28 protein-coding genes are annotated in these 22729 nt (G+C 49.7%); all 28 read right to left on the bottom strand.

Features of this window, described 5'->3' with window-relative positions:
* Window positions 1–143 precede the first annotated feature (143 nt).
* Window positions 144–1424 carry a glucosaminidase domain-containing protein gene (locus E5329_RS13820; RefSeq protein WP_135990102.1) on the bottom strand — a complete coding sequence of 427 codons (1281 nt, stop codon included), beginning with the start codon at window positions 1422–1424 and terminating at the stop codon, window positions 144–146.
* A 3-nt stretch (window positions 1425–1427) separates the two neighbouring features.
* Window positions 1428–1670: a hypothetical protein gene (locus tag E5329_RS13815; protein WP_135990101.1), complete on the bottom strand. Its 243-nt coding sequence runs from the start codon at window positions 1668–1670 to the stop codon at window positions 1428–1430.
* A 60-nt stretch (window positions 1671–1730) separates the two neighbouring features.
* On the bottom strand, window positions 1731–2042 hold the full coding sequence (locus E5329_RS13810) for a serine/threonine protein kinase (protein ID WP_135990100.1): 312 nt from the start codon (window positions 2040–2042) through the stop codon (window positions 1731–1733).
* 66 nt (window positions 2043–2108) lie between these two features.
* Window positions 2109–3161, bottom strand: coding sequence for a reverse transcriptase/maturase family protein (locus E5329_RS13805; RefSeq protein WP_135990099.1), 1053 nt, complete (start codon window positions 3159–3161; stop codon window positions 2109–2111).
* Window positions 3162–3486: 325 nt separating this feature from the next.
* Window positions 3487–3882, bottom strand: a complete 396-nt coding sequence (avd, locus tag E5329_RS13800) for a diversity-generating retroelement protein Avd (RefSeq protein ID WP_135990098.1) — start codon at window positions 3880–3882, stop codon at window positions 3487–3489.
* Between the two features lie 51 nt (window positions 3883–3933).
* On the bottom strand, window positions 3934–5034 hold the full coding sequence (locus E5329_RS13795; protein WP_135990097.1) for a phage major tropism determinant: 1101 nt from the start codon (window positions 5032–5034) through the stop codon (window positions 3934–3936).
* Window positions 5031–5543, bottom strand: coding sequence for a hypothetical protein (locus E5329_RS13790; protein WP_135990096.1), 513 nt, complete (start codon window positions 5541–5543; stop codon window positions 5031–5033). Before E5329_RS13790 ends, E5329_RS13795 begins: the two co-directional genes overlap by 4 nt.
* Window positions 5544–5563: 20 nt before the next feature.
* Window positions 5564–7039 (bottom strand): hypothetical protein, encoded by a 1476-nt coding sequence (locus E5329_RS30710; protein WP_275443270.1) that lies wholly within the window; start codon window positions 7037–7039, stop codon window positions 5564–5566.
* Window positions 7040–7058: 19 nt separating this feature from the next.
* The gene (locus E5329_RS13780; protein WP_135990095.1) at window positions 7059–8105 is read right to left on the bottom strand and encodes a siphovirus ReqiPepy6 Gp37-like family protein; all 1047 of its coding nucleotides are present in this window, start codon (window positions 8103–8105) and stop codon (window positions 7059–7061) included.
* A gap of 2 nt (window positions 8106–8107) precedes the next feature.
* Window positions 8108–9058 (bottom strand): phage tail family protein, encoded by a 951-nt coding sequence (locus tag E5329_RS13775; protein WP_135990094.1) that lies wholly within the window; start codon window positions 9056–9058, stop codon window positions 8108–8110.
* 5 nt (window positions 9059–9063) lie between these two features.
* Window positions 9064–12177, bottom strand: a complete 3114-nt coding sequence (locus E5329_RS13770; protein WP_135990093.1) for a phage tail tape measure protein — start codon at window positions 12175–12177, stop codon at window positions 9064–9066.
* Window positions 12178–12181: 4 nt separating this feature from the next.
* Complete coding sequence (locus tag E5329_RS13765) at window positions 12182–12382, bottom strand: hypothetical protein (RefSeq protein ID WP_275443269.1); 201 nt, start codon at window positions 12380–12382, stop codon at window positions 12182–12184.
* Between the two features lie 77 nt (window positions 12383–12459).
* Window positions 12460–12816: a hypothetical protein gene (locus tag E5329_RS13760; RefSeq protein ID WP_135990092.1), complete on the bottom strand. Its 357-nt coding sequence runs from the start codon at window positions 12814–12816 to the stop codon at window positions 12460–12462.
* Window positions 12817–12879: 63 nt separating this feature from the next.
* Complete coding sequence (locus E5329_RS13755; protein ID WP_275443268.1) at window positions 12880–13497, bottom strand: hypothetical protein; 618 nt, start codon at window positions 13495–13497, stop codon at window positions 12880–12882.
* On the bottom strand, window positions 13494–13871 hold the full coding sequence (locus E5329_RS13750; RefSeq protein ID WP_135990091.1) for a hypothetical protein: 378 nt from the start codon (window positions 13869–13871) through the stop codon (window positions 13494–13496). Before E5329_RS13750 ends, E5329_RS13755 begins: the two co-directional genes overlap by 4 nt.
* A gap of 1 nt (window position 13872) precedes the next feature.
* Window positions 13873–14232 (bottom strand): hypothetical protein, encoded by a 360-nt coding sequence (locus E5329_RS13745; protein ID WP_275443267.1) that lies wholly within the window; start codon window positions 14230–14232, stop codon window positions 13873–13875.
* 32 nt (window positions 14233–14264) lie between these two features.
* A complete protein-coding gene (locus E5329_RS13740) occupies window positions 14265–14531 on the bottom strand; it encodes a hypothetical protein (protein ID WP_275443266.1) in 267 nt (88 codons plus the stop codon).
* The gene (locus E5329_RS13735) at window positions 14515–14826 is read right to left on the bottom strand and encodes a hypothetical protein (protein WP_135990089.1); all 312 of its coding nucleotides are present in this window, start codon (window positions 14824–14826) and stop codon (window positions 14515–14517) included. Before E5329_RS13735 ends, E5329_RS13740 begins: the two co-directional genes overlap by 17 nt.
* A 22-nt stretch (window positions 14827–14848) precedes the next feature.
* Window positions 14849–16075, bottom strand: coding sequence for a phage major capsid protein (locus E5329_RS13730; RefSeq protein WP_135990088.1), 1227 nt, complete (start codon window positions 16073–16075; stop codon window positions 14849–14851).
* Between the two features lie 25 nt (window positions 16076–16100).
* Window positions 16101–16871 carry a head maturation protease, ClpP-related gene (locus tag E5329_RS13725; protein WP_135990087.1) on the bottom strand — a complete coding sequence of 257 codons (771 nt, stop codon included), beginning with the start codon at window positions 16869–16871 and terminating at the stop codon, window positions 16101–16103.
* A gap of 4 nt (window positions 16872–16875) precedes the next feature.
* A complete protein-coding gene (locus tag E5329_RS13720) occupies window positions 16876–18171 on the bottom strand; it encodes a phage portal protein (protein WP_275443265.1) in 1296 nt (431 codons plus the stop codon).
* A gap of 92 nt (window positions 18172–18263) precedes the next feature.
* The gene (locus tag E5329_RS13715) at window positions 18264–19928 is read right to left on the bottom strand and encodes a terminase large subunit (protein WP_135990086.1); all 1665 of its coding nucleotides are present in this window, start codon (window positions 19926–19928) and stop codon (window positions 18264–18266) included.
* Window positions 19918–20379 (bottom strand): hypothetical protein, encoded by a 462-nt coding sequence (locus tag E5329_RS13710; protein ID WP_275443264.1) that lies wholly within the window; start codon window positions 20377–20379, stop codon window positions 19918–19920. The genes E5329_RS13715 and E5329_RS13710 overlap by 11 nt, the downstream gene beginning before the upstream one ends.
* A 2-nt stretch (window positions 20380–20381) precedes the next feature.
* Window positions 20382–20792, bottom strand: a complete 411-nt coding sequence (locus E5329_RS13705; protein ID WP_135990085.1) for an HNH endonuclease — start codon at window positions 20790–20792, stop codon at window positions 20382–20384.
* 125 nt (window positions 20793–20917) lie between these two features.
* Entirely contained in the window at window positions 20918–21145 is a 228-nt protein-coding gene (locus E5329_RS13700; protein WP_135990084.1) for a hypothetical protein, read from the bottom strand.
* A complete protein-coding gene (locus tag E5329_RS13695; protein WP_275443277.1) occupies window positions 21132–21485 on the bottom strand; it encodes a hypothetical protein in 354 nt (117 codons plus the stop codon). The genes E5329_RS13700 and E5329_RS13695 overlap by 14 nt, the downstream gene beginning before the upstream one ends.
* Before the next feature lie 22 nt (window positions 21486–21507).
* Complete coding sequence (locus E5329_RS13690) at window positions 21508–21981, bottom strand: hypothetical protein (protein ID WP_275443262.1); 474 nt, start codon at window positions 21979–21981, stop codon at window positions 21508–21510.
* Entirely contained in the window at window positions 21978–22724 is a 747-nt protein-coding gene (locus tag E5329_RS13685; RefSeq protein ID WP_135990082.1) for a VRR-NUC domain-containing protein, read from the bottom strand. The genes E5329_RS13690 and E5329_RS13685 overlap by 4 nt, the downstream gene beginning before the upstream one ends.
* Window positions 22725–22729 lie beyond the last annotated feature (5 nt).

Raw genomic sequence — 22729 nt, 5'->3', positions numbered from 1 at the left:
ATATGTCAATACATATCCCGGAATATTTTTATTTTTCTAAAAGAAAAGGGAACACGCCCATTTTGACGTGTTCCCTATCCCGTGACATATCATTATTCCTTGCTTTGGCCTGGTTTTTCTCCAAAAGGCGGTTGTTTTACAGATTATTTCAATAACCCGTTTACCTTGTCCTGGACGGCCTGGTAACTATACCCGGCAGCTTCCAGGCGTTTCTTTCTCTCCGTTCCATTTCCCCATTTCCCGGCAATCACTTCCTTGGCAACTTCCGCCACGCTCTTTGTGGGTTTTTCATTCCCTTTCAGTAAAGCGTTTACCTTGTCCTGGACGGCCTGGTAACTATACCCGGCAGCTTCCAGGCGTTCCTTGCGTTCTTCACCGTTGCCCCATGCTCCGGCAATCACTTCCTTTGCAACGGCGGCCATGGTCTTTGCTCCGCTTCCGGCGGCATCCGCTCCGCTTTCCTCTGTATACCTTGGAACGCCATACCCCCTTATGTAGCGGCCATCCACGGCCAGGACACGGCGGCCAACTGCATTGTTTTTATTGCCCTCAATGACGGTAATCTTTCCGCCCTCCACGCTCTCAACAATTCCCACATGGTCCGGCCATCCCGTGCAATCCCCGGCCCCGGAATCGTCCCAATCATAGAAAATCACATCCCCAGGGGACGGCGTTCTGCTATCACTTTCCTGCCACTCTCCCTTGGCACGGAATAATTCTATCATCTGGCCGCATCCGCACTCGGTTGGGATAATTTCCGTCAAGCCGCATTTTATAGCAACGGCAGAAACAAAGGTCGCACACCAGGCATCCGTATACTTTACCCTGTAGCCCCTGGCAAGCGGCGTGTGGCCGTTGTATACGTCTATGATTCCCTTGTGGGTCCCGTCCGCTTCATTCCGGCCAATCCATTCCCTTGCCTGGGCCAGTGCGGCACTTGCTGTCTTTGCCATTCCCATTTCCCCTTTCACGTCATATTGCCTTAAATCATACTGCGAAACAATCCTCATGGTATTTTCCACATACTTGCCGCTTGTGGCGTACCCGTCCGCCTTGATTGTTTCCAGATATGCCGCCGGGTCCGTGATGCCTTTAAGGTTATGGTATCTTTCCAGTTGGATGAAATCAAAATACCCTTTCACGCCCTCTTCCATGCTGCCATATACCCGGAAATTGTCCTTAATCTGCGTAAGGGTTCCCGGCGTGTACTCTTCCATGGTTTTAAGGTTTACGCTTTTCCCGGTCCACCTTGTCCCACATTTCAGCCCAAAATAATTATGGTACACCGCCGCCAGGCGGCTTTCCCCCCATCCGCTTTCCAGGACTGCCTGGGCTATAATGGGGCTGTGTACGGCAATCCCGTGGGCGGCGGCGTATTTCTGCACATACCCGGCAATCTTTTTGATGAAATCCTGCTTTTCCATTCCTTACACTTCCTTTTCCGCATCCTCGATTTCCACGCCTACTTCAATCCCGGCGTTGGCCGAATCTGTCAAGCCCTCGCCAATGATATAGGCCACAACGGATGCCCCGGCCATGATAAGTGCCGTTACCTGGGCGGCGGTGTTTTCCGTCCCTCCCGTGGCAACAATCATCATAGAAACAAAGGAAGCTGCCGCCGTCCACAACTTACGGCTTGTAAGTTTCCTTACCCAATTTACATTTTTCATTGTCTGTTTCTCCTTTCGCTTTTCTTTTATTTCCAAACCCTTTTTGGGTGTGGATTCCTTTTAATAAATCCCCCGGATGCCCTGCTCCGTTAAGAAGTCCTTTTGTTCATGCTTTATTTCCCTGGCATACTGCAAGGCGGCTTCCGTTTCCCCGTTTGCGTGCCCGTTCTTTAGGGCCGTGGCGGTTGCTTCCCCCAGTGAGATTGATGCCATCACGCTTTTAATGATTAAGACTTCGCTTTTCTCCCGGATTTTTTCTTTTTCCTCCGTTTCTTTCTGCTGCTTCTTGATTTTCTCTTCAATGAGCCAAAAGCAGAAACCAGTTACCGCACTCGGAATACTCATTACAAGAATCAGTGTTTGTAAATCCATTTTCTTACCCTCCATAAATAGCTTTATCCGTATCATACCGCCCATGGCGTTCAAATTCTGACCCACTTATGCCGGAACCAAAAGGCCGCTTTCCCTCTGCTCCCACTCCCAAAACAGCAATTCATATTCTATGGCCTTTGTAACGTGGTAGGTGTCGGCGTGCCCCATGTGTCCCAGGCGGCTTTTATATTTCCGCTCAAAGGCTTCACGGTCCAGTTCCCCGGCTTCCAGGTGCTTCACGTCATTTTTCAGCCGCCGGACGGATGCTTTTCTGACTTTCCTATATTCCGGGTGGTGGATATAGCCGCAAAAGTCAATCCCATTTCCGGCATACAGAATGGTGCTTTTGGGATTCAAGTGCAATTTCATTTCCTCTTCCAAAAACTCTTCAATCCGTTTCACCCATTCCTTTAGCTGTGCCAGGTCCGGGGAAAGGATGATAAAGTCATCCATGTATCGGATGTAATACTTGATATGCAAGGTATGTTTCACGAACTTGTCCAGGCGGTTCCCGTACACATTGGCAAATAATTGTGATGTAAGATTTCCCACCGGGATGCCCACGCCGTCCGGCAATATCCCGTTCTTGTCAATGATATTGTCCATAAGATAAAGGGCTTTCCTGTCCCCTATGTACCGCCTATTTTCCGTTTTCAATTCTTCATGCGGAATGGATGCAAAGTATTTGCTTATGTCCCCTTTATAGCCGTATAGCCGCAATCCCTGGGCCGTCATCAATTCATACATCCATTTATACAGTTGGTTGCTTGCGGCGTGCATCCCTTTCCCCTCACGGCACGCATAGGAATGGGTATAAAACCTTTGTTCAAATACCGGCCCTATGGCATTTACAATCATGTGCTGCACCACTCTGTCATAGAACGGCAACGCCATGATAAGCCGTTCCTTTGGCTCCCACACCTTGAAAACGGTATATTCCCCCTGCTTATAGGTGAGGTTCTCCAATTCCTCACACGCCCTAAATAGTTCATCCTCCTTTGACATGGAAAATGCCAATACCTCTTCATGGAACCGCTTGTTTGCTGCGGCTTTCTTGAATGATGTATTGGCATTGTCAAAGGTATACATTTTTTCATGTAACCCCTTAACTGTTTTCATTTTGCCCTACCAATTTTCAAATATTCTTCTACTCAAAAGGCGGTGCCTTTTCTATTTTGTCCGGACAGAACGCCGGAACGGGAAAACCGTCTGACTTATCAGAATGATTGATAAATCTTGCTAGTAGCCCATAGGCCCCTAAGTCTGCAAAGTTGATTAGTCACACACGCACCACACGCCAATGTTCGTGTTCACGTTCCACGGAACATTGTTGCAATTGACGGCCCGTGAACCGCAATGCACGCCGTTGTTCCAATTGCCGCCGCCAATGAGGGCGTGCAAGCCCGGCCGGGTGCGAATTAACAGTTTCCCCAAAATTCATTCCTTATTTCCATTTTCCGTCTTTCACGGCCCCGATAATGCCGCCCAATATCTTCCCTACCTCTGCCAGTTTCCGGCTTGCCACTTCGTATCGGTGTTTGTTCACCGCCGAATATTTCAAGTCAAACGCAAGCCGAATCAGCACCCGTATAAATTCCAGTTCCACGTCCGCCGCATATATATGGCTTTTCGTTCCCGTCTTTCTGAACCGTATTATGTCCTTTACCAGTTCAAAAAGTGACTGCTTTATGTATAGCTGCAATGCGAACTTTTCAAACTTCGGAAGCTGTCCTAAGATTGGAAAGATATAAACCAGGAAATCATAAACTTTTTGGAATAGTTTCATGCTTTCCATGAAACCGTTTGTTTGCTTGTTTTCTGTTTCTTTTTCTTGGGCCATTTCTCCATCCCTTTACAAGTCGGGGTTGGGCTTTCGCCCACCCCAACAGATTTACAGACTGTCACACACGCACCACACGCCAACGCCCGTGTACACGCCCCACGGAACATTGCCGCAATAGACGGCCCGTGAACCGCAACGCACGCCGTCGTACCAAAGGCCGCCGCCAATGAGGGCGCGCAAGCCCGTACTGTTCGCCATATACGCCTGGCCGTAACCGTTGCCTAACACATTATGCCACGCCCAGGATGTCCCCGTTGGGTCATGTAACAGTTCAACCAACCATTTCCACACGTTCCCCACCAGGTCACATATATTTAAGGCACTCACGGCGTTTGCAATGTTCCCAACGGCGGTTCTTGCCTTGTTGGCGGTTGCCGTCCACCCGTTTGTGTTGGAATCATCCAACCCCTGGGGGCTTCCGTCTGCTGCCACGGTAAATTCCATGTAATCCGGCAGACGCTTCCCCACACGCCTTGCCCTTTCCCCTGCAATATACCAGTTAAGGCCCTCCGTACCCGTGATAGGCGTGCCGCAATAGACAGACTGTAATCCATTGGCTCCGTCATCACTGGAAAGGTAGATGTCACCCCATAAAGCGTTCCCCAGGTATACCATGCCGGACGGGTCACATTTAGGGCGGTGCTTCGTGGTCCATACGGAATTTGGGATAATATCCACACGGGTATTCCCCTCCCATCCGGCACCCCTTACCGCCCCGGATGTATTGATTGGCCTGCCGTATTCGTCCGTATTCCTCACACGGCCATAATGGAATCCGCCAATCTTCCGGGTGTTGGTATCGTCCCATCCCTCGCCGTCCGGGAACGTGGAATTTAACGAAATCAAATACTGTTCGTCCTGGTCATCCGTTCCCGGGTCACAAATATAGATATAATAATCATTGCCATGTGCAAAATCGCTTCCCTGGTCCAGATTTTCCTTTGTAAGTATGGTTTCCGCCGTCTTGAACACGGACGTTTCACCCACCGCAATCACGCATCCGCCAATGACTGTGATTTCTCCCCGTCCGCTGTACTGGATGTACGCCTTGTCCGGGGCCACAATATCAGAAATGGCCGCCATCTTTGCAACGGTAATCTTCGCCCGTTCATCCAACATATTTTCATCATACACAAATAATCTGCTCACGCTTCCAATTCTCCTTTCATTTCCTCTACTTCCTCCCTGGAAATCCCCAGGCGGTCATAGAACGTCACCGCCGCCGGGATGCCGATTTCCATTGTGCCGATATTCACGGCTTTGGAAAGGTTCAGTATAGTGTGGGTTGTGGTATTCTGCTGCCCTGCTGCCGCCTGGCCGCTTCCCGTGCCCTCCCTTGCCGCTTCCTGGCCCTCTGTGGCGGCGTTTTCCGTGTCGGTGGTATGTTTATCCACCTCCACCGTTTCAACGCTCTGTATGGTCGGATAAACCGCCCCGTTTTTGACCCTCTGCCCTGCTGCCGCTTCGGCACAAAACATGATTGTGACCGCCTTTCTGTCCTCTGACAGATTGATGACCGGGCACATAATCCAGTTCTGATTTTCCAGTTTCGCCACGGCTTCCAACCAATCCGACTTTTTAAGGCTCCCTTTCTTCGCCATCTTGAACGTGTTTACCAGGTCCGACTTTGTTTTGATTACTTTAGGAAATCCTTTCATCCTCTTACCTCACTTTCTTTTTAACTTAATATATGGGTTCCAATATAGTTGCCTATATAGGCCATATTGGCACACTCACGCAACGAAACGGTCATTGTATACCCTGGCGGCATATGGTCCACGTTTCCAACAGAAAACGTCCTTGGTATGGGCATCACGGCTTCCATGTTCGTTTCCACGATATAGTCCCCGGCTTCCTGGATATGGAAGCCAACGCCGCTTTCTGAAACCGCCGCCGTCTGCACCCTCCCCGTTGTGGTGTTGGTAAGCGTGAGGGTAACGGCTTCCTGGATGCTCTCCAACAGATAGGCTATATAAAGCCTTACTGTCTGCCTTTGTATGTAGGCACCCATATAGTTGCCGATATAGCCCCTATCTGCCCCGTCACGCAAGGAAACGGTCATTGTGTGCATCAGGTCCACATTGTCAACAGAAAATCTGTTAGGCGTTGCCACAACGCCCCCTTTGTTGGTTCTCACGGTATAGTCCCCGGCTTCCGTGATGTAGAATCCAATTCCGCTTTCCGTGAAATCCGCCGTCTGGATGCTCCCCGTTGTGGTGTTGGTAAGCGTGAGGGTAACGGCTCCCTGGATGCTTTCCAGACGGTAGGCAATCCATAGCTTGAACGCCATGTTATGGACTTTCTTTCTAAGGCCGTCAATCTGCAACTGCAATTTCCCGGCCACGTCCCCGGCAAGTTCATCCTGCTTTCCCTGGAACCACTTTTCCCATTCCGCCGCCTGGGTTTCCATGAAATCCTTTGTCATCCCGGCGTATTCCTCCATAAAGGAAAGACGGTCTTTTTCCATTGCCTTTTTCTCTTTGGCAAGCCAGGCGTTGAACTGCTCCAAATCAGCTTCCCGGCCATCCATGAAATCCCGGATAAGTTCGGTATACTCTTTCACAAAAGCGGCGTGGTCTTTTTCCATTGCCTTTTTTACCTCTGCGAACCAGGCGTTGAACTGTGAAAGGAATTGTGAGAAATCCAGTTCCTTGAACTGTGAAGCCACGAACCCACACACGGAATCGTCCGCCCTTTCGTCCGTTATGTCCGCCTGGGTAATCGCCACCGCCCCGGCCCTCACATAGACACGGGCCAGGCTCTTTTCCTGGATTACGTCATTGTTTATCAGCCCTGGCGGCTGCGGCTTGCTTGAAAACGCCCCCTCCCGGATGAATATGCTCGGCCTGCGCTCCGTTTCGTCATTCCTCACAATCACCCGGTCAATCCTTGGAAGTGTTCCGCTTGCCTGGCTCACGGTAAGCGGCAGGACGGCGGTATTGTGTATGGTGTGAAGATTGATATATGCGTACCCTCTGCGGCTTCCGCCGTCCACCCTTACTTCCATCCCGTCCCCTGCCGTGACTTGCAAATGGCCGTATACAACGCCCTCTTTGTAGAAAGGTGCCTTATCTTCGTTCATGTCCTGGCCGTTGTATCTGCGCTCCTTATCGTTCAAATCCGTGGCGTTGTAGAAGAAACCCCTTACTGCCATTGTCTTTTCCTCCTTTCCCCTAATCGTCCCATTTTATTGCCGTGGGCAGGGCATCCCCAAACGTGGGGACAACGTACATCCCCCCGTATTCGTAAACCTCGCAAAGTTCCGTTATCCGTAGATTCTGTGACGTGCCCCATTTTTTCTTCTTGACGGTCACAACGTCCCCCAGGTCATAATCCTTTTGGTAGGTGAAATTCACGTCCGCTTCGGCTTCAGCTTCAAAGTTTTCAAATACCTTGTTTTCGTTTAGGTATTCCTGCCCCCTGGTCCGCAATGCGGCCAGGTATGCCGCTTCCGTCAGTTCATCCTTGTTTATGTCCTTTGCATCCAGAAAAACCTCCCGTAAATCAAAACCGCTTCCGCCGCCCACGGTCACATAGACACGGTTCAACCCCTCCCCTGCCCCTCCCACAATTACTTTGGTTTTCATGCTTTCGTCACTGTAATTATGCTTTGCCTGGTTCAGATTATCGTAACTTTCCGAAAAGATGACCCTGGGATTTTTCCCTTGTGCCTGGGTTCTGTCTATGCCCTTATAGGTTTCAAAGGTCATGGTCTTTTTCTTGAAATCCGGCACCACACGGAACCCGATTTCCGCATACCTCGCCAGTTTGGTGAGGTATTCCAGGACGTTCTTGTAAGTGGCCTGGAACTGTATTTTTGTCTTGTCCCCGGTCCCCTCCGCAATCTGCAATAGGGGAACTGCTGCCATCCTGCCCAACATAAAACGCATGGCATCTTCCACGGTTCCGCTGTAATTGAAAAGCGGCCCGGTCAGACGGTCCCCCAGGTACACGGGAAGAAACTTTCCATTCCTGGTAATCTCATTTACAAGCGTGCTTTCCTCTTCCGTCTGGTCCCCCCGTATCACGGCAGCTTCCAGTTTGTTGTCCCCTTTGGCAATGACGTTCCCAGGCTTCAAAAGCCTAAGATTTTCCGCCGTCACCGGGCAGTGAAGTTCAAATGTCCCACATTCATAATATTTTCTGTGCCACTGTAGGGACGTGTGGTTCTCAATGTGCCCCAACCGTCTAAGGTTTCTGTCATAGACGTGTATTTCCATTCCTACACCCCCAAATATGAAATTCTGTAATATACAGATATGGAAAGATAGTTCACGCCCTCATCCGCCGAATAGGCAAGGGTGTTGGTCCCATCCTGCAACTGTATAAAGTCCCCATCTTCATCCAGGTATTCATTTATCACGGTTCCGTACCGTTCAATCACGGCATCCCAATCAATCACCCCATAATTGTTTTTATGGTTCTCAATCTCCGCCTGGGTCACGCCGTCCAAAAGGTATATGTTCTTTTTCCCGGTATAAGTGTTTATGATGACGTACTGGCCGGATGCCATGGTGAAATTGTTCTCCGTATATCCAACCTTTGTAAATTCTCCGCTTTCGGCATGGTATATGGCCGGGTTCTTCACGGCACCGTCCGCATGGAAGATTACCACAATGCCGATATTGTCGGCTCCGCTGTCATTTTCAATTTCCTTTACCAATTCAGCTTCCCGGTGCCCAAATATAACGCCCTCTTCCGGGAAGCACGCCGGGAAAAAGAAATCACTCACCCATGATGCCATCACCACTTCAATGTCTGCCAGGTCCTTGAAATACGGGTCCGTGCATTTTAGGGAAATGGTATAGTCACGCACCACGCCCGTTGTGGCTCCCGGCAGGATGTTTTCAACCTCATAATCAATAGTCTTGGCTTCCCCGTCCTCTATATACTGCATGGTCCCGGTCCGTTTTATGGGGAACGTGCGGTATAAAAGGTTTCGGTTCTCCTTATAGTCCCCATCCATTTCCACGGTCAGCACAATGTTTCTTTCCTTTGCCGTGGCTCCCTGGTAGGTGCTGCCGTCCGTGGTGGTGTTCTCGCTTGTTACCACGTTGCTTTCTATCCCGTATATGCCCTCTATGTCTACCAGGTGGAACGGGGTAAACCCGTCCCAGGTAAAGGTCAATGCCACGTTCTTATCGCTTGTGCATATCACTTTAATGTCCGACACTGGATTTACCCCCTTTGCATCCTTAAAATCATGGCCCTGGTCTGTAGCCTGGTCTGTCTGCCCACCTCATAAGGACTTAACGCCTTTGGGCTTGTTATATTCACATTCTGTACATATCCACCGCCGCCTTTTCCGGCGTTCTCCATGGCGTGGTTCCTTGCTGTCCCAGTAAGCGGCGTTACAACCGCCTTTCCGTTTACCATGCTCAAAAGTTCCGGGCCGGCTTCCGCCACCATGGCCTGGCCCTCCCTCAATACGCCGCCCTTTGCTAGTCTTGGCAATGACAAGGTGCTTATCTTCCCCAGGGAAACGCCCGGTATCTCATTGATTACATCAATCACACCGTTAATCATGCCTATGAATTTATTTACCACGCCCTCTATGGTGGAAAGGCAGCTATTGATTGCCGATTTAAAGGCATCCCCAACGGCGGAACCGATTTTCACGCCCACGTCCACAAAACAGCCCTTGATTTTCTCCCATAGGCCAGAAAAGAACGAAACCACGTTTGAAAATGCGTTTACCACGCCCTGGTATGCGTTTTGGAATGTGGTTGAAAACCAGGATGCCACGTTTGCAAGGGCGGACTTTATTTCCGTCCATCTGGCACCGAACCAGGAACCGATTGCCGCAAATACACGGGTTACGTTGTTGTAGGCATTGGTGAACATGGTAAGGAACCACGTTGCCACTTGGGCCAGGGCGTTCTTTATATCGTTCCACCTGGCACCGAACCAGGAACCGATTGCCGCAAATACACGGGTCACGTTGTTGTAGGCATTGGTGAACATGGTAAGGAACCACGTTGCCACTTGGGCCAGGGCGTTCTTTATATCGTTCCACCTGGCACCGAACCAGGAACCGATTGCCGCAAATACACGGGTCACGTTGTTGTAGGCATTGGTGAACATGGTAAGGAACCACGTTGCCACTTGGGCCAGGGCGTTCTTTATATCGTTCCACCTGGCACCGAACCAGGAACCGATTGCCGCAAATACACGGGTCACGCCTTTATACGCTTCCGTGAACCGGTCCGTGAACCACTTGCCCACGCCCTGGAAAATGGAAACCAGGCCATCCCACAAATTTTGAAAAAATTGTTTGATGTTCGCCACCAGATTGTCTATAAATTCCCGGAACGCCCCGCAATTATCGTAAAGAAGTTTAAAGGCTCCGGCAAACGGATTGACTATCAGCAGCAAAAGCCCCTGCCAGTTCGATTTTATGAAATTCACCACGGCCTTAAAGGCGTTTGGTATTGTGACGGTGAAAAAGTCCGCAATGGAACCGAAAACGTCCGCCGCCACTTCCTTTACTTTGTTCCATATGGCAATTACTTTGTTTCGGAAATCCTCATTCGTTGCAAACAAGGTAACAAGTGCCGCCACAAGCGTTCCTATTATCGTTACCACAATGCCGATAGGATTGGCGTTCATTGCCGTGTTCAAAAGTTTCTGTGCAATCGTCACGCCCTCGGTGGTTGTTTTCCATACCTTAAAGGCAGAAATCAGCCCTTGAATCATTGTTACCACGTTCCATGCAAGCATCCCGGCGGCAATCCCGGCAATAATGGAAATAATCTGTGACCCATGCTTTGACACAAAAGAAATAAATTCCTTTACCTTGTCGATAACCGCAAGCACAATGGTTTTTACTTGCGGTATCTTGCTTTTGACTTCTTTTATTACATCACTGATTACTGGCTGTAGTTCTTCGCCTATGGGCTTTATCAAATCAACTTTGATGTTCCGCCCTAACTCTTCAAACTGGTTCCCCAGGTCATTGTATTTATTCTCATTTATCTTTTCCAGGGCATCATTGGCGTTGGAAATCTCACCCTGGGTATTCACCAGGGAACGCACTGCATCTTCTCCCAAATCCTCCCATTTGGTCCCGTAAAGGGTAACGCCCAAAATATTGCGCTGCACCTTATCATCACAAGAAAAAAGGGCATTGTTCACTATATCAAAGGCTTCCCTTGCACCTTCGCCGCCCTCTGCGAACTTCTTTTTCAAATCCTCCGCATTAAGCCCCAATTCCTTAAAGGCATCATCCGCCGTTCCGTCCTTTACCCTTATGCCAAACTCTTTCACGGCATCATTCAGATAATCAATCTGGAACGTGCCGTTCTTGGCACCATTCGCCATCATGTTAAATGCTTCCTCTGCGGAAATCCCCAGGTCATTGTAATACACGGAATATTCTGCCAACTGGTCCGCAAGGTCCCCGTTCTGGTTCAGCCCCTTTTGTGCCCCCTGTGCCAAAAGGTTGTATGCTTCCTCGGAAGAAATACCAAACTGCTTCATCATGGCATTAACGCCCCGGATGCCCTCGTTTACGTCTATATCAAAGGTATCACGCATCAGAATGGCGGTTTCCGTGGTGTTTTTCAGTTCTTCATCTGCAAGGCCCGTCTGCTGCTTGACTGCCGCCATGGCCGTTGCTATGTCGTTTATGTCCTCGCCAAAATTATCCTTGTATATGCTTAAAAGGGTTTCTTCCAACCCCTCCACTTCACTGTCTGCTGCCCCCGTCTGTGTGATGACTGTGTTTAATGCCTTGTCACAATCCGTTTCAAACTTTGTGGCATATGTAGCGGCGGCAACGAATCCGGCCCCCAATGCTTTTGCCGCACCCTCCGCCGCTTCTCCTAGCTTCCCTAACTTTTCCTTGAAAGTCCCGGCCTTTTCCTCTGCCTTTTTCAATTCTTCGCCGGAAAGAGCGGATGACTTCCCCAATTCTTCCACGGCCTTGTCCGTCTGCCTTGCCGCTTCCTCCAAATCCTCCAATTCCAGGCTTGTCTTTTCAATTTCCCTTTTCAATGCCCGGTATTGCTCTTCCGAAACCTCTCCCCTTTGGAACTGTTCTTGCACTTGCCTTTCCGCCGTTTTCAGAATATCCAGTTTTTCCTTGGTTTCCTCAATGGCATCACTTAAAAGCGTTTGTTTCTGTGCCAGGACTTCCGTGTTCTTGGGGTCCATTTTAAGAAGTTTGTTTACTTCCCTTAGTTCTGCCTGGGTATTCCTCACTTTCCCATTCACGCCGGAAAGTGCCTTTTCAAGTTTGGTGGTATCTCCGCCAATCTCAATAGTGATTCCCTTTATCCCCTTGTTTGCCACGGTATCAGCCCCCTTTCTTCTTGAAATTTCTTCGTAGCCCCTCACGGTCCGGCTTCGTCTGCTCCATCCGCCAACAGTTTTTCAGATATTCCCGGCCCTCTTCGGTCTGTGAATTTTCATAAATCATTGCTTCACGCATAAAAAACAGATAAACGTCAATCTCCATTTCCTGCACTTCGTAAATGTCTATATGGCAATAGTCCATCACCAGTTTTTCCGGGCGTGTAAGCAACGTGTACGGTATATCTTCCCCTTTATCCTGGCGTGGATAAAAGGGAATGGTTAGTTTGGGTTCGTTTTCAGTTCGTCCACAAACGCCATGTATGCTTCCAGGATTGCCGTACACTCTTCTATGTCATAATCCTCCAGGTCCTTTTCCGTGACCCTTACACGGGCCATATTATTGTTCAGAACCGCCGCCAACAGTCTGTAAATGGCTTCCGTGTCCTCCACCGTGGCGTTTTCCTCTTCCATTCCCTGGATTTCCTTAATGGCTTCAAAGACTTGTTTCTGCGGCATCCTCACAATGATTTTCCTGCCCTTTTCCACCACGTTCCCGTCCCCGTCCACCTTGTCTTTCAACGTGAACGGCCAGAACGTCCTTTTCAGCTTGTTGCAATTAAATTCCTTTACTGCCATGCCCTCATTCTCCTTTCATGGAATAAGCGGCCTGGGGGCTTCTCCCTGGCCGCTCTTACAGTCTTACACTTCGCCGCCGGGTTCCTCTTCTGCGCTTTGTCCCCCTCCGCTTTCGGGTCCTGCCACTTCCTCTGTAACGTCCATATCCTCTTCATACAGAATAAGCGTGCCCTCCTTGTCCATGGGCTGTGCCTTAAACTCCGCATCAATGACGGTTTCGCTGTCCTTGGCAAAGGCAATGGTAAATCCGGCCTGGTTGTTTCCAACGATTGTTACCCTTACGTCCCCGTCCACCGTGTCTTTATGTACAAAATGGAGAACATACCTCTTTCCGTCCGCATTGCCGATTCCTCCAATCTTCACAATGCGTTTCTTCTTTGCTTTGTCCTCCGTGACCCTTGCCGTCTGGCATAACTTCTGTAAGGTGGTTCCGCACCAGGTCATAATCCCGGATTTAAGGGTTGCTTCCTCTTCCGTGATGATGACTTTGGAAACCTTGCCCATATCGTCCTTGGCTTCATAGAAAGAGGGCGCATACTCGATTTCTGCGCCGCCCTTGATATGCCCCAGGCGGTTTTCCTCTTTTTCCAGTTCCTCATTTGTCGGCAGTTCCTTGTCTGCCCCCATGAACTCCGTACAATACAAATCGCCGGAACCCAAAACAATGCTTTCTTTGTTCATGCTCTCTTCGCTCCTTTCGTCTTGGTAAGCAATCCCTTTACCTCATAGGCCGTCTGGAAACATTCTTCATCCGGGATAGGGGCAAGATACATTTCATATTCCACATCCTGGAAAATCTCCGCTTCCATCTTTCCGGCCAGGTCCTCCCGTTCTTCATCATCCGCCACGGTATACAATTCCAGGTCAAAATCCCTTGCCTTTAAATTGTTTAGGTTGTCCGCTCCCCTGCCCGTGTCATGCGGAAGCATATAAACCATATAGGGAAGCGGCGGCACCGGGTCATCAACGGTTCCCTCAAATTGGTTCTTTGCAAGTGGTATTCCGTATTTTACGGAAAACGCCTTTGCCCTCTGCACCAGTTCTTCAACCCCCACGCTATCCCCTCACTTTCTGCGTTATCTTCTGTACGGCCAATTCCCCCAGGGTGTCATTTACGGGGCCGATATGTTCAAACGCCCTTACCCTGCCTCCGTTCCTTGCCTGGTGTCCTTTTTCCAGTAAATGGGTCAGTTGGTAATGTTTTTGGTTATATACGGAATATCCGTTCAATCCAGTAATGGCGGATGCCCTGCTGCCCCTTACATCATGTGTCCAGTCCTTTGTATATTTCCCGGTCCTCTCCGTGTACGGTCCGCCCTGCTTCAATGCCCTTTCCGCTGCGGCGGCTGTTTCTTTCAATCCCTCGTTTACGGCTTGTTTCAATTCCCCGTTGGTCCATTCCTCCAACTGTGACATTATGGAATCCCCCAGGCCGTCAATGGATGTCCTCAATTCTTACCAACCCTTTCCCCGGCGTAAAGTTCAATCTTCCCGTCACTCCTGGGGCCGTATGTCCGATAGACTGCCAATTTCCTGCCGTCCACCATGATTTCCGTCTGCCCCTCATATTCAAATCCCCAAACCTCAACCATCATGGATGCCTTGAAACTCTTCTGTCCTGCTGCCGTAAATTCATCACGGCCCACCGGGTGTATGGTTCCGTAGGCTTCCTTTTCCAGGTATTCCTTTTGGTTCTTCTTAACCAACAGCTTCACTATTGCTTCGATTGTAGCCACCGCCCTTTATTTTCGTGCAAATCATGTTATAGGATTCCATCAGTTCCTTGTGGTTGGCCGGGTGCCCAAAGTTGGCATCCGCATAAAGTAAAGCGGCTTCCACAATCAACGGGTCCTTTATATCCTCCGGGTCTAAGTATGACGGATGCACCCCTATCCGCTTTAGGTCTGCAAGGGCAACCTCTACCAGTTGCCCCACGTCCCCGTCCAAGGCATCCTTTGACATTTTGCGAATCCGCAATTTTGCCCTGGAAATCAGTTCTTCCTTTGTCATGCCCTGCCGCCTTTCCTGCTCCCTAATTTGCCGCCGGGTTCTTTACACGGATGAATCCATTCTTGGCAACCACGTTTCCGCCCATGAACACATCCGCCCGGTAAGCAACCTGGCCCTGCTTGAATTTGTAATGTTCGGATTTCTTTGCATCAATATCACTGAAAATCGCCACTTCATAATTGGATAACGGCCCGTATGCCATGGCGTATGTCCCGGCGGTGCCGCCAACCTCTCCGCAAGCGGAATTGATGATATAGGGCACTTCGTCAATGGTCCCCGTGTTGCCATGGTTCTTGATTGTGTATACCTTTCTTCCCTGCTTGTCACGCAATTTAGCGAACCTTTTAAGGTCCTTTTTATTGAGGATAAGCACGGCAATGTCCTCCACATCTTCATCACCGCCATAGGAATAGATGATTTCATCCAGGGTTCCGTCATCAATGGCCGTAATCGTGGTAATGTCCGTGGTCGGGTCAATCACCTGTTCTTTTTTCTCGGTTGGGTTATAGAAGATGCCACGGAACTTTCCAGTGCCGCCCGGCCCCACTAAAATCTGTCTGGAAGCGTAACGCTTGATTGCACGGGTCACGCTGTCCTCCACCACGGCATCATAATCCGCATCCGGCAGCTTAATCATTTCTTCCGGCTCTTCGGCATAGGCCGTTATCTTCTCCCGTACAATCTCCGCATAGTTAAATTCCGGCTCTGAAGCGTTGTAGTCCGCTCCCTCTGCGGTGCTTCCTGCCCCGTCCCCGTAGGAAACCACATAAGGCCGCTTGTAGCTTTCGCCGCCCGGAAGCGGAACGGTATGCACCCGGTCAATGAGGGAAGATACATTGTTGAACGTGGGGGAAATATCCGGGCTGTCATGCTGCGGCATCACAATCCCGTTGGCGGTGGAAAGTGCGTTCCTGGGGCTTGCCAACACCTTTGCCTTAAATGTGACTTTCTTCCCGTCCTTTAACGCCCTGCCGCTCTTCGCCCTGGCCTGGTTTTTCGGTTCCTGGCTCCCCTCTCCGGCTCCCGGTTCCTCTGCCCCCTCTTCCGGGTCCGCCGTCCCTGCCGCCGTGGCCGCCGCCATCAACTCTTCCCTTACCTTGATTTCATCCAGGATTTCACCAATCAAACGGGCTTCGTCCATGGCATCCGTCAATTCCTGGCCGGAAAGTGCCTGGGCTTTCTTCCCCAGGTCCGCCACACGGTTTTTAAGTTCCTTTTTGGAAAGTTTCATCAACTCTTCTCTTGTCATTGCTCTATTCTCCTTTCTTACTCCCTCACTTTGTCATGTACTCCATGGCAAGTGAAACAATCTCTTTCCGCCTTTCCTGCTCCCCGGTGTCCTGCTGCCCTGCTGCTCCCTCCGGCTCCAATATCTCCTTTGGTGCATTATGGCAATACAGTTTCGTGTAATCCTGCACCGCTGCGGCAATGGTGTTTTCCTCCCCCACCTTTACCCGGAAATATTCCGCCGCCTGGCTCCCGTTCAGCCACGTTTCCGCTTCCATCAGCCCTTTCACCGTTTCAATGTCCACGCCCTCCGCCAGGTGTTCGGCGTAAATGCTCCAAATGCCGCTTTCCACGGCATCCAGGGTTTCCGCCATCTTCCTAAGTTCCGTGGCGTTCCCCTCGCATCCTGCCCATGGCTTGTGAATCATCAGATAGGCGTTTGACGGTATGGTTGGCATATCGCTGTCCGCAAATGCAATGACGGAAGCAATGGACCCGGCCAGGGCATCCACATGGACGGTTTTCTTTCCCTGGTATCTTTTCAGCATATTGTAAATGGCAATCCCGGCGAATACCGAACCGCCGCCGGAATTGATGTATATGTTTAAATCCTTTCCCCCTGCTTCCGCCAGGAAATTCTTTATCGCTTCCGGGTACTGGTCCTCTTCCTGCCAGGCTCCCCACCAGTCCGAAACAATGTCCCCGTAGAAATACAGGTCCACGGTGGTTTCCGTTTCGTTCTTGAACTCATAGAACCTTTCCACGGTTGCGTGTGCCCCGTCCCGGCACGCCATAAATCTTTTCTTTGTCCCCGGCATCCTCCTAACCCCCTTTCATGGCCGTAAAATAAGCACGGGCCGCCGCTTCCATTGCCCGGCGTTGTCTGTCCTGCTGCCCCGGCGGCGGTTCCCCATCTCCGCCCTGCTGCCCGTCCTGCCCCACCTGGTAAAGGCTCTGGTCCCCGGCTTTTACATAGTTCAGCGAAACCATACGCACGTCCCCGTCCTCTACCGGCCCGTAATACATAAGTGCCCGGTATTCGTTTATTGTCATGGCTCCACGGTCAAACATATTTCCGCCTATGGTGTCCCTGGTCTGCAATGTTGCATACTGCAAAAGGTTGGCGGTAAACTCTATCTTGTTTCCATACCCTATTTCCCTTGGCGTAAGAAGTTTAAATGTGAACTCATAACCCAATTGGATTGCTATAGGCTCAATCACATTTTCATAAAATGAAATCCATTCCTGGTCTGAAAGGGTGGAAGTCAGCACCTTTTCATTCACGCCGTAATAGCGGTATACGTTATCACGCAAGAAAGTTATTTGTGCTGTAGGCACGTTTGGGGTCCTCTGCGTTATCTCTTTAAATTCCACGGTGCTGTCAATCGCCGCAATCCCCCCGGCGTTCTCTTTGTTCATATAGGCATCCTGGAAATCCCTGGCAATCTTTTTCAGTTCTTCATCATCCGCCAGGTTGCTATATTTCAGATACCCGGCAAGCGAATTGGAACGGCTTACCATGTTTTTTATGATTTCCCCGGATGTTTCCACAAGGTCCAGGCTCCGCTTTAACTCAATATCCGGGGACGTTCCCAGGAACCGCTTTTTGTTATACCTCGCCTTTATGTGGATGACGTTCTGGTAAGGCACCGTGTACGTTTCCCCGTCATAATCCCAACGGAAGCGGAATAGGACGTTGTGGCGGTCATCCTCAAAAATGCGGTAACTCTTCGTTGTAATCGTCTGTATGCTCGTTACCCTTGTGAAATCCTCGTTGTAGAAAATCACGGAAAAGGAATTGGAAGTATAAACCAAATCGGATGCTATGCGGTAAAGGAAATCATAGGTTGACATTTCCGGGCATGGCCGCAAGGTCAAAAGCCTTGCCAGATAGTCATTTTTCACCGTCAGCCCTTTTTCATCCTTTCGGATTACCTGGGGCTGTAGCTTGCCCACGTTCTTTGCTATGGCATCCGCTATGGCTCCCACAATGTCATTGTCCCGTAACGTCCCCGTTGGCACATATTCCCCACGGCTCAATAAAAGCGGTCTGTACTTCGCCCTAAAGGCTCCAAACACGTTTGCAATGATTCCCGTACTATTACCCCCTTTCCTCAAAAATAGGCCCATGGAACACGCCCATGGACCCATTGTAAATATATTCGTGTTGAAATTCTGACCCACTTTAAAATCCTGCTGCCGGATGCCCCCTATGCCGCTTCGTTCATTAGCTTTTTTCCTATCTCGCTATGGTATTTTGAAACCATTGTCATTGCATCAAAGACAGAAACCGCCCCGTCTATCCTTAACCGTTTTTCAATCTTTACGGGCTTCATGCGGCTGTCATTCACATTGATTTCCACGGCCACGTTCAAAAGATGGGATGCCAAAAGGGTATTGTCCCCCAGGTTGTACTTGCCATCCTTTAAATCCCCCTCAAATTGATGTAGGATAGGGGTTAGGTTGGTGCCCTGGTAAACGTCATCCGTCTGAAACCCGGCCATTTTAAGTTCATCTATCAGATACCCGGCCATGTATCGGTCATAACCGATTTTCAACGGACGGATTTTATAAACCTTTACCAGTTCTATGAACCATTTATACACGTCCTTGTAATCCACCTGGTTTTCCCCGGATATTTCCAGGAACCCCCGTTCCCGGTGCAAGTTATAAGGCACATTATCTTCATTCACGGCCACTTCATACCGTTTCTTTGGCATATAGAATTTTGTAATGACGTTCCATTTCCCGTTCTTCCAGATAACGATTGATGCCGCCGTAAGGTCCGTTGTCCGTGAAAGGTCTATTCCGCCCACGCAATAACAGCCCCGGAACTGCTCCAAAGTAAGGTGTATGTCCTCGTTTACGGCTTTCATCACGTCCCAATAGTCAAGCCATGCCACACTGGAATTTTGCTTGATATTGCAATACTTGGTAAGGAACTCCACTTTCTTTGAAAGGGATGCCCTTGCAATCTCTATCTGCTCAATGTAAAATTCCTCTGTTACGGAAACGCCCAGGTTCGGGTTGCTCTTTTTCAGTTCTTCCAGGCTGTCCCATTTCTCTATATCGTCAATCATGTAAAGGAAAGGCAGAATCCGGCTTTCCTTGGAATTGCCCTTTAAGAATGACGTTGCACGCCGCATCAGTTCATCATATACCCCGTCATTTATGTACCCTGCCGTTGATATAGACAATATAAGCGGCTGCTTCCTGGCCCCCAGGGCGGAAGTCATTACTTCATACTGTTTCAAGCCCTGGTCCCCCGGCCAGGCTTCCATTTCATCATTGACAACCATCTGCGGATTGAAACCGTCTGATTTTTTGGAATTAAAGGCAATCTTTTTGATGCTTGTGTTAAATTCCTTGATATAAATATCGCTCCGGCGTTTCTTCGTGATGCTTTCCAGTTCGTCATCTGCCTGGACAATCTGGTAAAACGCATCATACACAAGGTCCGCCTGGTCCAGTTTTGGGGCAAGGAAATAAACCTTTGCCCCATACTCCCCGTCTATGTATGCCATATACGCCGCTATGGCGGCGGCGAACAATGTTTTCCCGTTCTTACGGGCAACAACAATGAAAACCTCCCTAAACTGCCTATACCCGGTCCTTTTGTCCATGATGCCGAATATGGCACTTACAATGGCTTTCTGCCACAATTCTAATTTCAGTAAATCGTTCCGGCCCTCGGAATGGTGGCAAAAGTTTTCTATGAAAGTTATGGCCTTGTCTGCCTTGTTTCCGTCAAAATCCCACTTGCCACCTTTAAGGCCATCCACAAGGATTCTGTAAATGGTCCTTATCCACTCGCCTACTGTTACGGTGCCGCTCTGTATGGCATCCCAATACTGAAAAATATAATTATTGCCCATTCCTCAACGCCGCCAATCTGCTTATGTTCTTTTTTTCCTTTTGCGGCAAGTATTCTATAAGCGTATGGATTATGGCCGTATACTGGCGTGAATATTTTTCGTATATCGTGGCGGACGGGTGGGCTTTTACAAACTTTTGGGAAGCGTTCACCGTTTCCGTTGTAAGCCCCTCTTTCTTCAATTCCTCCTTTGCCTGGAAGCACGCCACTTTCAGAAAAGCCGCTTCCTCTATCAGCGAATTTACCAGGTTTTTCTTGTCCCCGTCATCTATCCCGTCAAACATTGGCTTTAAAAAATCTATCTCTTTCTTTATCCGGGCCGGTGTGATTTTGTTTGCTCTTCTCTTTGGTTTCGTGTCGGATTTCTTTTTATTTTCATCCAGTTTTTCCGCCTTTTTTGGCGTGTCGGTTTTCTCCGACTTACTTAAAGAAGATTTTTTCTTTTCCTCCATGTTCATCCCCCCTCATATGCGTGCGACCCTGCGGAGTTTTTTTGAGGTATCTCCCTCGGTTCTTCCGTCCCCTCCAAAATTCTGCCCACCGGGGGGCGTACCCTCTCCTTTTCTCCTGGCGGCGGCAGCAGGTTCCCGTTTCCGTCAAATCGGTAACGTGCGGCGTGCTTCGCCTTATGCTCTTTGTTGTGGCAATCCTCACAAACCAATTCCAGATTGTCCAGGGCAAGCGTTACCCTGGCATCATGGATATTGCCAGGCGTTATATACTTCTTGTGGTGGACAATCACACCGGGAACGAAACGCCCGGCGGCTCTGCACCGCTCGCACAATCCGTTTGCACGCTTGATTGCTGTCTGCCTTGCTTTCTTCCAGGCATCCGACTGATAGAAACTCTTTGCATATTCTTTCAACTGCTGCCACCATCCTTTCTCTGTACATGATTAAGGGCCTACAGATATTCCCATCCATAAGCCCATGTTAATATAAATCATCCCTATATTCTGACCCGTTTACTGTATGCCCTGCTGCCGCCTGGCTACTTTGTGACAACCGGGACAAACTGAAAGGTCCATGCTTCATCCCGGATAGATACAATGTTCCCATCCTCATTGATTGCCAGGACTTCAAGCCATATAGGCTTTTCTACAATCTCACGGTTGCTTGCATCCATTCCATCACGCATCTTTATGGCTTTCAGTGCAAGCGCATTTAAGACAATCCCTCCGTGTATCACCTTGAATCCGTTTAAACTAATTCCGTTCATTTCTATCTTCCATTCCTTTCCCACCCGGCAACATATCCATTGCCTGGGCAATCCGTGTTATAAATTCCGTCCGATACTCATAGAACTGGCGGCGGCCACACAAGGCATCCGCTATGTATTCATAGGGCGTATTATATACAATGCTCTCATAAATCCTTTTCTGCATCTGCCGCCTGGCCTGGATGCTCTCAATATTCTGGCAAGAAGAACACAAGGCATCTTCCACAACGGCGGCGGCCATAATGTCAAAGGCACTGGCCTTTCCGGCTTTTATTCTCTTTTTCCGCTTTTCGTTGCCTTGTATGATACTTCTGGCTACTGCCTTAATATCGGCATCCATCCTTTCCAACCTCTGCCCCCCCCTATTCCTCATAGGTCTTTTTCTGCACTTCGGAACGCTCCACCTTTATGCTTTCCTTTGCCATCTTGGAAACCCTTGCCTTTATGCCCTGCCCTACGTCAATCGTGATGCCTTTCATGGCCTTTTCCTCTATGGCATCCACGGCCCGGAACATGATATTTACAACGCTCTGGTCAATGGGCTTTTCCGCCGTGCTGCTGAATAGTTCTTCAATACGGTTCTTTGCTTTCTGCACCCGTTCCTTACTTTCTGCATACTTTTTGGCTTCCTCACACTGGCACCTACACGTCACGGCTTCGTTTACTTCATCCCGGCCCCATCCCATCATTGTATGGACAACGCCGCCCTGGCCGCAAAAGCGGCAATATCCCGTCTGGCTCTCCACGCCCTCCGGCATTTCCCGGCCCTCTTCCTGCTCCATTTCCCTTAAATCCTCTTCTGGTATCGCATGGCCGCCGTCTGTCTTTTTTCTCATGCCTTATCCTCCCCTTTCTTTGCCTGGTTATAGGCATCCATGGCAACGGTAAGCACCGCCGCCGACTGCTCCACGCTCAACTGTGTACCCGTCACCAGAAATGCCAGGTTCTTGTTTATGGTTTCCAACGTATCTTCCAACGTCATGTTCTTTAGCGGCTTCCCGGCGGAAAGGTCTGCAATGGTCTTTATTATCGGCACCTTGAAATATTCGTCTACTGCTGCCATGTTGGCGTTTATGGTGCTTTCTGCCCGTGTCGGCGTGTGCCTTTCACACTTGCGGCAATGCTCCCGGCAGAACATACGCCCCATTGGAACGCCGTCACACTTCCCGTCAATCCACGGGGCGTTTAGGCACTTTGCAAGCGGCATCTTCCCAGGTTCCTGCAAATAGTCCAGGATTTCCGCCTTTGCTTCCTCCGCCCCATGGCATACCGCTGTCTTATAGCCCTGCTGCCGCAACCCTGCCATAAATGCTTCCTGCTCCGGCGTTGCTTTGTTCCGGCCATACTTCATTTCCAGATAAAGGCCGTGGAAATTATGGCTTGCCACGGGCAGACACACATCCGGCACGCCGCTTTTCAGCCCCATGGCCTTTAATACCGCCCCGTTTGTCCTCTTCCCCTCGTTTGGGACGTGGTACATAAGGGAAAGGCACGGCAAGACGTGTGTATTGTTCCCGGCCCACACGAAAAGGGCCATCTGCTCCGTGGTTTCCCCTTTCTTCATGTTCTGCATCCTCATTTTCC

This window comes from Petralouisia muris, from assembly GCF_004793545.1.
GTDB classification, from domain to species: Bacteria; Bacillota; Clostridia; order Lachnospirales; family Lachnospiraceae; genus Petralouisia; species Petralouisia muris.
Note: the sequence above shows the minus strand (reverse complement) of the source record. Positions and strands in the feature narration are given on the sequence as shown.